At 72.4% G+C, this 12,489-nt stretch carries 11 protein-coding genes and 1 pseudogene; 5 read left to right on the top strand and 7 right to left on the bottom strand.

Annotated features, from left to right (window positions below):
• Positions 1–109 precede the first annotated feature (109 nt).
• Positions 110–1,603, bottom strand: a complete 1,494-nt coding sequence (locus tag ABEE00_RS02495) for a peptide MFS transporter (protein ID WP_345743480.1) — start codon at positions 1,601–1,603, stop codon at positions 110–112.
• Between the two features lie 385 nt (positions 1,604–1,988).
• Between ABEE00_RS02495 and ABEE00_RS02490 the strand changes: the two genes are divergently transcribed.
• Together ABEE00_RS02490 and ABEE00_RS02485 are read left to right on the top strand one after the other, a co-directional pair.
• Positions 1,989–2,669, top strand: a complete 681-nt coding sequence (locus ABEE00_RS02490) for a response regulator transcription factor (RefSeq protein ID WP_345743479.1) — start codon at positions 1,989–1,991, stop codon at positions 2,667–2,669.
• Positions 2,670–2,679: 10 nt separating this feature from the next.
• Positions 2,680–3,972: an ATP-binding protein gene (locus ABEE00_RS02485; RefSeq protein WP_345743478.1), complete on the top strand. Its 1,293-nt coding sequence runs from the start codon at positions 2,680–2,682 to the stop codon at positions 3,970–3,972.
• Here ABEE00_RS02485 and ABEE00_RS02480 read toward each other — a convergent pair.
• Positions 3,877–4,425 carry a GtrA family protein gene (locus tag ABEE00_RS02480; RefSeq protein WP_451918478.1) on the bottom strand — a complete coding sequence of 183 codons (549 nt, stop codon included), beginning with the start codon at positions 4,423–4,425 and terminating at the stop codon, positions 3,877–3,879. The genes ABEE00_RS02485 and ABEE00_RS02480 overlap by 96 nt on opposite strands.
• Before the next feature lie 280 nt (positions 4,426–4,705).
• Between ABEE00_RS02480 and ABEE00_RS02475 the strand changes: the two genes are divergently transcribed.
• Genes ABEE00_RS02475 through ABEE00_RS02465 form a run of 3 tightly spaced genes read left to right on the top strand, consistent with a single transcriptional unit; the run spans position 4,706 to position 7,589 of the window.
• On the top strand, positions 4,706–5,854 hold the full coding sequence (locus tag ABEE00_RS02475) for a 5-(carboxyamino)imidazole ribonucleotide synthase (RefSeq protein ID WP_345743477.1): 1,149 nt from the start codon (positions 4,706–4,708) through the stop codon (positions 5,852–5,854).
• The gene (purE, locus tag ABEE00_RS02470) at positions 5,851–6,393 is read left to right on the top strand and encodes a 5-(carboxyamino)imidazole ribonucleotide mutase (protein WP_345743476.1); all 543 of its coding nucleotides are present in this window, start codon (positions 5,851–5,853) and stop codon (positions 6,391–6,393) included. The genes ABEE00_RS02475 and purE overlap by 4 nt, the downstream gene beginning before the upstream one ends.
• A complete protein-coding gene (locus ABEE00_RS02465; protein WP_345743475.1) occupies positions 6,390–7,589 on the top strand; it encodes a dipeptidase in 1,200 nt (399 codons plus the stop codon). The genes purE and ABEE00_RS02465 overlap by 4 nt, the downstream gene beginning before the upstream one ends.
• Positions 7,590–7,672: 83 nt before the next feature.
• On the opposite strand, the pseudogene ABEE00_RS02460 reads toward ABEE00_RS02465, so the two are convergent.
• The 5 genes and pseudogenes from ABEE00_RS02460 to ABEE00_RS02440 form a co-directional block, all read right to left on the bottom strand.
• A pseudogene (locus tag ABEE00_RS02460) lies at positions 7,673–8,470 on the bottom strand (hypothetical protein); the annotation flags it as partial.
• Positions 8,471–8,709: 239 nt separating this feature from the next.
• Positions 8,710–9,900 (bottom strand): neocarzinostatin apoprotein domain-containing protein, encoded by a 1,191-nt coding sequence (locus ABEE00_RS02455; RefSeq protein WP_345743474.1) that lies wholly within the window; start codon positions 9,898–9,900, stop codon positions 8,710–8,712.
• Positions 9,897–10,757, bottom strand: a complete 861-nt coding sequence (locus ABEE00_RS02450; protein ID WP_345743473.1) for a COG1470 family protein — start codon at positions 10,755–10,757, stop codon at positions 9,897–9,899. Before ABEE00_RS02450 ends, ABEE00_RS02455 begins: the two co-directional genes overlap by 4 nt.
• Before the next feature lie 31 nt (positions 10,758–10,788).
• Positions 10,789–11,541 (bottom strand): LPXTG cell wall anchor domain-containing protein, encoded by a 753-nt coding sequence (locus ABEE00_RS02445; RefSeq protein ID WP_345743472.1) that lies wholly within the window; start codon positions 11,539–11,541, stop codon positions 10,789–10,791.
• A 290-nt stretch (positions 11,542–11,831) separates the two neighbouring features.
• A complete protein-coding gene (locus ABEE00_RS02440; RefSeq protein ID WP_345743471.1) occupies positions 11,832–12,404 on the bottom strand; it encodes an ATP-binding protein in 573 nt (190 codons plus the stop codon).
• Positions 12,405–12,489: the final 85 nt, after the last annotated feature.

The following is a 12,489-nucleotide window of genomic DNA, read 5'->3' as shown; positions in this document are numbered from 1 at the left end:
CGTTTCGGGCCGGGTGTCCGGGGCTTCGCCCCGGCGGTCGCACCCAGCACGCAGCAAAACGGCGTCCCTCCCCGGAAAGGGAGGGACGCCGTCGTGGGGCCCGGGAGGGTTACTTCACGTCGCCCAGCAGGGGGCGGATCTTGCCGCGGGCCATCAGGAAGGCGAAGCCGGCCAGGATGGCGAAGACGCCCTGGAGGCCGAAGCCCAGCTTCCCGCTGGCCGCGTCGCCGATGCCGAGCTGCAGGATGGCGAAGACGCAGTCGCCCGCGGTCACGGCGAGGAACCACACGCCCATGAGCTGGCTCGCGTACTTCACCGGCGCCAGCTTGGTGGTCACCGACAGGCCCACCGGCGAGAGGCACAGCTCGGCGAGGGTCTGCACGAGGTACACGGCGATCAGCCACAGCGGGGTGACCTTGTCGCCGCCGGAGGCCGCCTGCATCGCGAGCATCATCAGCACGAACGAGGCGCCGACGCCGATGAGGCCCATCGAGAACTTCGCCGTGGTGGACGGGTTGCGGCGGCCCAGCTTGACCCAGAGCGCGGCCAGCACCGGCGCGAGGAGGATGACCCAGAACGAGTTCACGGACTGGAACCAGCTCGTCGGGAAGGTGAACCCGAGCAGGTCGGTCGAGGTGCTGTCCTTGGCGAACAGGTTCAGCGTGGAGCCGGCCTGGTCGAAGATCATCCAGAAGATCGCCGCGGTGATGAAGAACCAGATGTAGCCGGTGAGCTTCTTCCGCTCGTCCCCGGTGACCTCCCGGTCCCGCTTCATCTTGGTGAAGTAGTACGTGGGCAGCACCAGCCCGGCGATGCTCACGGGCCACAGCACCCAGTCGATGGTGAAGACGTCGGCGAACACGACGACCCCGTAGAAGACCGCCAGGATCAGCACCGCGACGAGCAGGTTGCGGAGCGCGCTCTTCTTCTCCTGCGACGACAGCGGGTTCGGCACGACCGAGGACTCGGCGGACAGGTGCCGGGTCCCGTACAGGAACTGGATCAGGCCGAGGCCCATGCCGACCGCGGCGAGGCCGAAGCCCAGGTGCCAGGAGACGCTCTGCCCGGCCCAGCCGATCAGCAGCGGCGCGGTGAAGCCGCCGATGTTGATGCCCATGTAGAAGACGGTGAAGCCGCCGTCGCGCCGCGGGTCGTTCGGCCCCTGGTAGAGGTGCCCGACCATCGTCGAGATGTTGGACTTCAGCAGGCCCGAGCCGACACCGATGAAGACGAGGCCCACGAAGAAGAGGGCGTCGACGCCCACCGCCAGCAGCGCGTGGCCGATCATGATGACGGAGGCGGAGATGGCCACGGTCTTGCGCGGGCCCCACACCCGGTCACCGAGCCAGCCGCCGGGCATCGACATCAGGTAGACCGTCGCGTTGTAGACGGAGTAGAGCGCGACGGCCGTGGCCGTCGCCATCCCCATGCCGCCTTCGGACGCCGCGGCGGTCAGATACAGCACCAGCAGGGCGCGCATCCCGTAGAAGCTGAAGCGCTCCCACATCTCGGTCATGAACAGAGGGGCCAGGCCTCGTGGGTGGCCGAAGAAGGTCTTCCCGCCGGGATTGCCGACGGCTCCCTTCGTCTCGGTGGACGTCATGTGCGGTTCCTTGTGGGGTCGGGACGCGCGCATGCCCGGAATCCGGGTATGCGGAATACGCGAGGTACGCGGAGTACGCGCCCGGAGCACGGAACAGGAGCGACGCCCGGCGGGAGGTGGTCGGGCCGCGGCCGGAAGCCACGGCCTTCGCAGCTCAGGGCCCCCGGCGGTGGTACCGCGAGCGGAGGACCTGGACGGGTCACTTCAAAAACCTCCTCACCATAAGTCACCCGTGCACGCGCGACGGAAGAGGATGCGACGTAGATCACAGCGCCTTCCCGAAACCTTTCCGGGGTTTCAAAGGTGACGTGCACGCGTCACCAAAGATCATCCGCGCTTCCCGGGGACCGCCCTTGCGCTCGGCGACGAGGACTACCATCGGGCCATGACCCGTGTACTGCTCGCCGAGGATGACGCGTCGATCTCGGAACCGCTCGCCCGCGCACTGCGCCGGGAGGGGTACGAGGTCGAGGTGCGGGAGGACGGCCCCACCTCTCTCGAAGCCGGACTGCGGGACGGCATCGATCTGGTGGTGCTGGACCTCGGACTTCCCGGCATGGACGGCCTGGAGGTCTGCCGCCGCCTCCGCAACGAGGGCCATGCCTATCCCGTGCTCGTCCTCACCGCGCGCGCCGACGAGGTGGACACCGTCGTCGGCCTGGACGCCGGTGCGGACGACTACGTGACGAAACCCTTCCGGCTGGCCGAACTCCTCGCGCGGGTGCGCGCGCTGCTCCGCCGCGGCGCCACGGCCGAGCCCGCGCAGCAGCCCGCCACCCACGGCGTGCGGATCGACGTGGAGTCGCACCGCGCGTGGATGGGCGAGGAGGAGCTCCAGCTCACCGCCAAGGAGTTCGACCTCCTGCGGGTGCTGGTGAGAGACGCCGGACGGGTCGTCACCCGGGACCAGCTCATGCGCGAGGTGTGGGACACCACCTGGTGGTCCTCCACCAAGACCCTGGACATGCACATCTCCTGGCTGCGCAAGAAGCTCGGCGACGACGCGGCGAACCCGCGCTACATCGCCACGGTGCGCGGCGTCGGGTTCCGCTTCGAGAAGAGCTGAGGGTCCGCACTTGAGGCGTCGTCTGATCCAGTCCACCCTCGCGGTGGTGCTGGTGGTGGTCGCCGTGTTCGGCGTCTCGCTGGTCATCGTCGAGTCCCGCACCATCGAGAACAGCGCGCAGGAGAGCGTGCAGTCCGAGGCCGTACGGCTCATGTCGGTGGTGGAGAGCCGTCTGGTCGCGGGCGAGAAGGTGACCCCGGAGACGATGGGCACCACCGTCTCGGGCAACCGCTACGTCCGCATCGAGGTGCGCGGCAAGGAGCCCATCGAGCTGGGGCACAAGCCCAAGGGCAAGGTCATCGAGGCCTCCCAGACCGGCGGGCACGACGAGAAGGTCATCGTCGAGGAGGCGCACGCCAACGTCCGCGACGAGGTCGGCCGCACCCTGCTGATCATCGCCGCGGTGGCCCTGCTCGCGGTCGCGGCCGCCGCGATCCTCGCGGTGCGCCAGTCGCACCGGGTCGCGGCCCCGCTGACCGACCTCGCCGAGACCGCCGAGCGGCTCGGCTCGGGCGACCCCAGGCCGCGGCACCGCAGATACGGGGTGCCGGAGCTGGACCGGGTCGCGGACGTGCTGGACGCCAGCGCCGACCGGATCGGGCGGATGCTCACGGCCGAGCGGCGGCTCGCGGCCGACGCCTCGCACCAGCTGCGTACGCCGCTGACCGCGCTGTCCATGCGGCTCGAGGAGATCATCGCCACCGCCGACCACGACGACCCGGAGGAGCGGGCCATCGTGAAGGAGGAGGCCACGATCGCGCTGGCGCAGGTGGAGCGGCTGACCGACGTGGTGCAGCGGCTGCTCACCAACTCCCGCGACCCGCGCTCGGGTTCGGCCGTCGGCTTCGACCTGGACGAGATCGTCAAGCAGCAGATCGAGGAGTGGAAGCCCGCCTACCGCAGCGCGGGCCGTGCCCTGGTGCGCTCCGGCAAGACCGGGCTGCGCGCCGTGGGCACCCCGGGCGCGGTGGCCCAGGTGGTGGCCACGCTCATCGAGAACTCCCTGATGCACGGCCAGGGCCGGGTCGCGCTGCGCACCAGGACCACGGGCAACCAGGCGGTCGTCGAGGTCACGGACGAGGGCCCCGGCGTCGACCCCGAGCTGGGCTCGCGGGTGTTCGAGCGGACCGTCAGCGGGCGGAACTCCACGGGGCTCGGGCTCGCCGTGGCCCGCGACCTCGCGGAGGCGGACGGCGGCCGGCTCGAACTACTTCAGCAGCAGCCGCCGGTCTTCGCCCTCTTCCTCGGGAGGGAAACGCCGGGTTCGCCCGGCCACGCGGCGGACGAGGAGCCTGCGGAGTGACCGGGTGCGCTGCCGCGTACCCTCGCCGCCGCCCTCCGGCCCCGAGGCCGCACCGCCGCCGGAGCCCTGGCCGTCCCGGCCCTCGCCCGCACCGGGACCGCCCGAGTCCTCTGGGCTCTTGAACACCCAGGTGCGGTAGGCCCAGAAGCGGAAGAGGGTGCCGATGCCGAGGCCGACGACGTTCTTGGCGATGTTGTCGGCGAGCGTCGAGGTGTGGCCCAGGCCGTAGTGCGAGATCGCCAGCACGCCGTTCTCGATGACCAGGCCGATCCCGCTGAAGAAGAAGAAGCTGGCCGTCTCCCTGCGCACCCGCCGCTTGTCGGAGTGCCGGTACGTCCAGTAGCGGTTCCCCAGGTAGTTCGTGCCGATGGCGACGACCTGGGAGATCACCCCGGAGCGTACGGGGGCCAGCTTCAGGGTGTGCATGCAGAGGTTGAAGACGACGACGTTCACCAGGAAGCCGATGGCTCCGACGGCTCCGAATTTGCCCAGCTCACGCGCGATTCCCGCCAGGCGTGGGCGCAGAGTGCGCCATCCGCTCCCAATGATCGCTAAGCCCCGTTCCGGTAGGCGATGGTCGGCGTTGTCCGCAGCGTCCTCATGCTAACCAGGCGCAGCCGCCATCCGTAGGGCCTCTCCCGGCCGCGCCCGCAGCTCCCGCACCGCCCCTCCGGTGACGTCTGCGGCGGACGTGGCCGCAGCGCGCATGAGGTGTGCCGATACCCTGAGGGGCGTGACGTTCCCGGTAGTCGGCATGGTCGGCGGCGGTCAGCTCGCCCGCATGACCCACGAGGCGGGCATCCCGCTCGGCATCAGATTCAAGCTCCTCTCGGACACCCCGCAGGACTCGGCTGCGCAGGTGGTCGGCGACGTGACCGTCGGCGACTACCGCGACCTGGAGACCCTGCGCGCCTTCGCGCGCGGCTGCGACGTGATCACCTTCGATCACGAGCACGTCCCCACCGAGCACCTGCGCGCCCTGGAGGCGGACGGCATCCCCGTACGCCCCGGGCCCGACGCGCTCGTGCACGCGCAGGACAAGGGCGTGATGCGGCAGCGCCTTGTCGCGGCCGGCGTGCCGTGTCCGCGGCACCGCATCGTGCGGGACCCCGAGGACGTGGCGGCCTTCGCGGCTGAGGGCTCCCCCGACGAGGGCTTCCCCGTCGTCCTCAAGACCGTGCGCGGCGGCTACGACGGCAAGGGCGTGTGGATCGCGCGCAGCGCCGAGGACGCGGCGGAGCCCTTCAAGGCGGGCGTGCCCGTGCTGGCCGAGGAGAAGGTGGACTTCGCGCGGGAGCTGGCCGCGAACGTGGTCCGCTCCCCGCACGGCCAGGCCGTGGCGTACCCGGTCGTGGAGTCCATCCAGGTCGACGGCGTGTGCGACACGGTGATCGCCCCGGCGCCCGGCATCGACCCCGAGCTCGCCGTGCAGGCGCAGGAGCTCGCGCTGAAGGTGGCGCACGAGCTGGAGGTCGTGGGGCACCTCGCGGTGGAGCTGTTCGAGACCAAGGACGGCCGCGTCCTGGTGAACGAGCTCGCCATGCGCCCGCACAACAGCGGCCACTGGACCCAGGACGGCGCGATCACCTCGCAGTTCGCCAACCACGTGCGCGCGGTGCTCGACCTCCCGCTGGGCGATCCGCGGCCGCGCGCGCCGTGGACGGTGATGGCGAACGTGCTGGGCGGCGACTACCCGGACATGTTCGCCGGCTACCTGCACTGCATGGCCCGCGACCCGCAGCTCAAGATCCACATGTACGGCAAGGACGTGAAGCCGGGCCGCAAGGTCGGGCACGTCAACACCTACGGCGACGACCTGGAGGACGTGCGCGAGCGCGCCGCCCACGCCGCCGGCTACCTGCGAGGCACGATCACCGAATGACAAGCTCGGAGCACCCCTCAGTAGGCATCGTCATGGGCTCGGACTCCGACTGGCCCGTGATGGAGGCGGCGGCCAAGGCCCTCGACGAGTTCGAGGTGCCGTACGAGGTCGACGTGGTCTCGGCGCACCGGATGCCGCGCGAGATGGTCGCGTACGGCGAGAAGGCGGCCGACCGCGGTCTCAAGGCCGTCATCGCGGGCGCCGGCGGCGCAGCGCACCTGCCCGGCATGCTCGCCTCGGTGACCCCGCTGCCGGTGATCGGCGTGCCGGTGCCGCTCAAGTACCTGGACGGCATGGACTCGCTGCTCTCCATCGTGCAGATGCCGGCCGGCGTCCCGGTCGCCACCGTCTCGGTGGGCGGCGCGCGCAACGCGGGCCTGCTGGCGGTGCGGATGCTCGCCGCGCACGACGCGGACCTGCGCGAACGCATGGAGCGCTTCCAGGAGAACCTCAACGAGCAGGCCACCGAGAAGGGCCGCAAGCTGCGCGCCAAGGTGGCGGCCGGGGACGCGGGCTTCGGCTTCGGGGGCGGCAAGTGACGGCCCCCGACGTGGAGTTGCTGGGCCGCGCCCACGCCCTGCTCGCCAGGACCCCGGTGGTGGACGGGCACAACGACCTGCCCTGGGCGCTGCGCGAGCAGTGCGGCTACGACCTGGACGCGCGCGACATCGCCGAGGACCAGTCGGCCCACCTGCACACCGACCTGGCCAGGATGCGGTCGGGCGGTGTGGGCGCGCAGTTCTGGTCGGTGTACGTGCGCACCGATCTCACCGGGGACTCCGCGGTCAGCGCGTGCCTGGAGCAGATCGACGTGGTGCGCCGGCTGGCCGAGCGGTATCCGGAGGAGCTGCGGCTGGCCTTCTCCGCTGCCGACATGGAGACGGCGCGCGCCGAGGGCCGCATCGCCTCGCTGATGGGCGCCGAGGGCGGGCACAGCATCGACGAGTCGCTGGCGACGCTGCGCGCGCTCCACCGGCTCGGCGTGCGCTACATGACGCTCACCCACAACGACTCGCTGGCGTGGGCGGATTCGGCGACCGACGAGCCCCGCGCGGACGGGCTCTCCCGCTTCGGCGAGGAGGTCGTACGGGAGATGAACCGGCTCGGCATGCTGGTCGACCTCTCGCACGTGGCGGCCACCACGATGCGGGACGCGCTGCGGGTCACCGAGGCGCCGGTGATCTTCTCGCACTCCTCGGCCCGCGCGGTGTGCGAGCACCCGCGCAACATCCCGGACGACGTGCTGGAGGCGCTGCCGGGCAACGGCGGGGTGGCGATGGCGACCTTCGTGCCGAAGTTCATCCTGCCCGAGGCGATCTCCTGGACGCAGGGCGCCGATGAGAACATGCGCCGGCACGGCCTGCACCCGCTCGACGGCAGCGCCGAGGCGCTCAAGCTCCAGCGCGCGTACGAGGCCGAGAACCCGCGCCCCGTGGCCACCGAGGCCACCGTCGCCGACCACCTGGACCACATGCGCGAGGTGGCGGGCATCGACCACATCGGCATCGGCGGCGACTTCGACGGCACCGCCTTCACGCCCTCGGGCCTCGACGACGTGTCGGGCTACCCCAACCTCATCGCCGAACTGCTGCGCCGCGGCTGGTCGGAGACCGACCTGTCCAAGCTGACCTGGCAGAACGCGGTACGGGTGCTGGGCGCTGCCGAGGAGAGCGCGCGGAGGATCTCGGCGCGCCGCGGGCCGTCCATCGCGACGATCGAGGATCTGGACGGCTAGACGTCGCAGGAGAGTCGAGGGGGCGGACCCACGTGGGCCCGCCCCCTCACTCGTACCCGGCTCACTCGCGCCCCGGGCCCGCCTCAGCGGGTGAGGCGCCGCCACGGCGTGAAGGTGAACACCGCGCCGCCCAGCAGGACCACGGTCCCGCCGACCAGGCCCAGTGCCTCCAGCGAGCCGTTGTCCGAGGCGCCGGTCTCCGCCAGTCCGCCGCTGCCGCCCGCGCTCTGCGGGGCCGAGCCGCCGCCGCCCGAGGCCGCCGCGCCGCCGGAGGAACCGCCCGCGGCTCCGCCGCCGCCCGCGCTGCCGCCGCCGCTGGTGCCGCCCTCGTCACTGGTCTCCACCGTCACCGAGGGGCCGGGGTCCTTGGAGGGCGTGCAGGTCGTGGTGGTGCCCATCGCCTTGACGGTCAGCACGCCCGGGGTGAGCGTCGCCTTGCCCTTGGCGCCCGGCTTGTACGGGCCCTTGAGGTCCGGGATCTCGATCGGGTCGCCCTGCTTGATCGCCTTCTCGTTGGTGGGGCCCTCGACCTGGGCGGTGCCCTTGTCGTCACCGCCCACCTTGACCGCCATGGACGGCTTGACCTGGCCCTTCTGGATCTGGGCCGGGCTGTCCATCACGGACTTGCTGAATTTCACGGTGAGTTGGTAGCCCTCGCCGCTCTTCGCCGCGTCGATCTGCACGGGCGAGGTGGCGCTCTTGTCGCCGATCGGGGTCTTGCACTGGTAGGGGACCTGCACCTCCTTGCCGGTCTTCGAGCCGCCGCCCGCGTCGCTCCCGCCGCTGCCGCCGCCGCTCGCCGAGGACCCGCCGGAGCTCCCGCCGCTCTCCCCTCCCCCGCCGGAGGATCCGCCCGAACTCCCGCCGCCGCTGTCGGAGCCCGGCAGCCCCGGCACTCCGGCGGGCGGCTTCGGCAGCTTGTCCGCGCCCGGGATCTTGTCGGTGTCCGACGGCTTGGGGAGCTTGTCGGCGCCGGGGATCTTCGATGTGTCGGGGGCCTGCGGCGCCCCGGGCGCCTGGGGCAGTCCGGGGTCGTCCGCGTACACGGGTCCCGCGGCCATCAGGACGCTCGCGCCGCCGAACATCAGGGCGGCGCCGATCGCGCGCCGTCGTTGCCTCATCACGTGTTTCCCTTCGATGTGGGACGGTCATCGGAAGGTGCGGAGATGGTGGTGCGGCCTTCGCCGGACTCTCCGGCGCCGGTGCGGCGTGTGCGGGGCGCCGCGTCGAGGGTGTCCGGGGTGAACCAGGGCAGCGCGCCGCCCCCGGACGGCGAGGACTCCCCGCCGCGTACGGGGTGTTCGCGCGCCCCCGACGACTTGCCGCGCCCGAACCCCGTACGGGCCCTGCCGCGGGGCCGCTCGGAGCCGGGGCGCGGCTCGCCGGTGACGATCTGGCCCGGGCGGCGCGGCCTGAGCCGGTCCACGACGGCCATGCCGGCGCGGAACACGGCGGCGGGGACGACCACGCACAGCAGCACCCAGAAGAGCGTCACGCCCCAGGGCCTGCCGACCTCCCAGGGCTGCTCGGTGAGGACCTTGCCGCTGTACTTGGCGGCCACCGTGTAGTCGCCGTGCGCCCCGGCCGACAGTTCGACGGGGAGCTTGACCTGCGCCTTGCGGCCCGGGTCCACGGTGCCGCGCCACTGCTGCTGCTCCCAGTCGGGCGAGTAGACGCCGTGCGAGGTGCCGATGTCGAAGACCGGGTCGCGGGCCGGGGTGGAGCCCACATTGCCCACGGTCAGCACCAGTTGGCGGGACGGCGCAGCGCCGAACCACGTGAGCAGCCCGCTCTCCCCTTCGAGCCGCGCCGCGAGCACGGTGAGCCTGCCGCCCCCCGCGTCCCTCGGCAGCGGCTTCACGGGGTGCCCGGCCACCTGGAACTTCGCGTCGGCGTCCGCGTAGGCGCCGGTCACCGTCGCGGCCCGTACGACGCAGGGGCAGGCGGCCGGGGGCTCCGCCACGGGCAGCTTCTTGCTGAAGCCGCCCTGCTTGTCCGTGGTGACCGCGCGGCCCTGCTGGTTGGCGCAGGAGTTGGTGCCGCCGATGGCGTTCTGCCCGCAGATCAGGAGCGTGAGCAGCGCGCCGGGGCGGAAGCCCTTGCCGGTCACGGTGACCTTGCCGCCGGTGCCGGCCTCCTTGGCGGAGAGCGAGATGCGCTCCTTGCCCTGGGGAGCCGCGGCGGCCCGCCCCGGCGCGAGGAACCCCGCGACGAGCAGCCCGCACAGGGCGAGGACGAGGGCGAGCGGCACGGCTCTGCGCCGGGCCCTGACGATCGGATGCGGGCATGACAATGTTGGCTGCTCGGTCATCCTTGCTCTCCCTCCCGACGGGGGCGGCGGCGCAGCCGCCAGGCGACGGCGGCTCCGGCTGCGGCCACCGCGCCGAGGCCGCCGAACACGCCCCACGGCACCGCGGTGTACCCGGCACTGCCCTCGCCCTTCGCGCCCGCCTGCGCCGCGACCCGCAGCGAGACCTTCGCCGAGTCCAGCGCGGGCGGCGAGGACCAGGGCTCCCGCATCCGTTTGCGCGCGCCCGGCGGCAGCTCCACGTCCAGCGCGCGCTCGGGGCGCCGCAGCAGCTCGCCGAAGACCCCGTCGGCACGGACCGAAAGGCGCGGCGAGAGCGTGGTGTTGCCCCGGTTCACCAGGACGTACGCGATCTCGGCCGGGCCCTTTCCGGTGTCCCGCACCCGTACGTCCTCCACGCTGAGCGCGGAGAGCGCCGGGCCGAGCACCCGCAGCCGCACGCCGACCCGCTGCTCCCGCTGTCCGTCACCGACCACCACGGCCGAGGGGTGGTCGCCCGGTACGGCGCCGCCCGGCAGGGTCACGGTGAACGGGATCTCGGCGCGGGTCCTGGCCGGGACCCGTACCTGTTTCTTGGCGAAAGCGAACCACTTCCCGGTGCCCCGCACCCGGTAAGTGCGGGCCTGCGCGCTCTTGTTGACGACCGCCACGGCGTCCTTGAGCACCGTGCCCGGCTCGCCCGCGAGGTAGAACCCGGTCCGGGCCCCGCCCTCCTGCTTCAGCGCTCCGTCCGAGGTGACAGGCGCCGCCGACCAACCGCCGCGCGCGCCGTCCGGAGACGCGGCCGCCGCCTCCTGCGGCAGCCACGCCCCGCACAGCAGCGCGCACAGCAGCGCGGCCGCGGCGCCCCGGGTTCTCACAGCTCTCGCCGTCGTACGCGAACGCAATGCGTCAGCGGGTACGAGCGGTCGCGTTGCGCCGGGTCAGCCACAGCGCGCCGGCGACCCCGGACAGCAGCACCGTGCCGCCCAGCGTGCCCAGCGCGACGGCCGAGTCGGCTGGACCGGTCTGCGGCAGCTCGGAGCCGCCGCCCGAACCGCCGCTCGCCCCGCCGCCCGGCGCCGACTCGCCGCCACCGCCGGCGGGCGCACCGCCGCCACCGCCGCCCGCGCTCTTCACATCGAGGCTCAGCGCCGGATCCGGCTTGTTCTTGGGGGTGCAGGTGGTGGTGGTCCCCATCGCCTTGATGGTGAGGACGCCCGGCGTGAAGTCGACCTTGCCGCTCTTCTTGGGCGAGTAGTCCCCGGTCAGCGTGCTGACCTTGATCGGGGTGTTGGGCGGGATCGCCTTGTCGTTGGGCGGGCCCTTCACATCGACCTGGCCGCTGTCGGCGCCGCCCAGCTCGATCTTCGCGCTGGGCTTCATCGCGCCCTTGCCCAGCTCGACGGGGCTGGAGGAGACGCCCTTCTGGAAGGACATGGTGAGCTTGTAGCCGTCGCCGCTCTTGGTGCTCTTGATGTCGATCGGCGAGACCGCGCCCTTCTGTCCGATGGGCGTCTTGCACTGGTAGTCGACGTCCACGGTCTTGGCCTGTGCGGCGGGTGCGGCCAGCAGCACCGCTGCCCCCGCGGCCACCGCCGTGGTCAGCGCCGCCGCTGCGCGGCCCCGCGGCCCGCTCGGTCGACGCTCGCTGCTCCGGTACACCGGGGGTACCCCCTTCGTCCTGGCTCGCTCTGTGCGGACTGGCTGTGTGCGGACTGACGTGTGCGGACCGGCTCTGTGTGGCGCGAAACTGACGGCACATCAGATCCAAGGCCGGAAGGGGACAGTACGACGGGGACCTTGCCGAGGGAAGAGAGCGCACAGACCCCGATTTCACGGGGTTCCCGGCCGTTCGGGGCCCGCGCCGGGGCAGGCATACGAAAACGCCCCGTACGGAACCTCCGTACGGGGCGCGGGAGTTGCTGCGGCGCGGCGCTCGGCGGGCGGCCGGATCAGCTCGGCGCGGCCAGCTCGGCCCAGACCGTCTTGCCGGTGCCCTCGGGGTTGCGCACCACGCCCCAGTCCAGGCACAGCCGCTGGACGATGAACATGCCGTGCCCGCCGGGCCGTCCCGCCCTGTGCGGGGTGCGCGGCGAGGGCGCGCCTGTGCCCAGGTCCACGATCTCCAGCCGCAGCACCTTGGAGCCGGCGCCGATGCGCAGCTCCTCGGGTCCGTCGGCGTGCAGGCAGGCGTTGGTCACCAGCTCGGACACGACCAGCAGCACGTCCTCGGCCGCGGCGCGCTGGTCGCCGGTGGCCGCGGGGAGCCAGCCCCAGTCCTGGAGCGCCTGCCGGGTGAAGTCACGGGCGCGCGGCACGGGTCCGCTCGCACCCGTCAGGCGCAGCCTGCGCACCTGCCGTACCGACTGCGTCGCCCCGGGCACGGCGTCCTCCTCATCGGCGGTCCGCGGCTCGGTGTGCGAAGGGGTGCCCGGGGCATCCCCGGCCTCCGGCGCGGCGGCGGCCGCGGCGCCCTCGGGCTCCGGCCCGCAGTCGCCAGCCGGGTGCGGCCGGGTGGTGCTCATCCGTGATTCACCTCACCGATCACCGATTTACCGTTTCAGTCCCTCGCGCGCTCTGGTCCGCGAGGTGACGAATGTCTGACAGATT

It is taken from the genome of Streptomyces odontomachicola (assembly GCF_039605595.1).
Classification (GTDB): Bacteria; Actinomycetota; Actinomycetes; order Streptomycetales; family Streptomycetaceae; genus Streptomyces.
Note: the sequence above shows the minus strand (reverse complement) of the source record. Positions and strands in the feature narration are given on the sequence as shown.

Excerpts from the sequence above, each read along its gene's own strand:
- ABEE00_RS02440 (WP_345743471.1), bottom strand. The coding sequence starts at position 12,404 with ATGAGCACCACCCGGCCGCACCCGGCTGGCGACTGCGGGCCGGAGCCC.
- ABEE00_RS02455 (WP_345743474.1), bottom strand. The coding sequence starts at position 9,900 with ATGACCGAGCAGCCAACATTGTCATGCCCGCATCCGATCGTCAGGGCC.
- purE (WP_345743476.1), top strand. The coding sequence starts at position 5,851 with ATGACAAGCTCGGAGCACCCCTCAGTAGGCATCGTCATGGGCTCGGAC.
- ABEE00_RS02490 (WP_345743479.1), top strand. The coding sequence starts at position 1,989 with ATGACCCGTGTACTGCTCGCCGAGGATGACGCGTCGATCTCGGAACCG.
- ABEE00_RS02495 (WP_345743480.1), bottom strand. The coding sequence starts at position 1,603 with ATGACGTCCACCGAGACGAAGGGAGCCGTCGGCAATCCCGGCGGGAAG.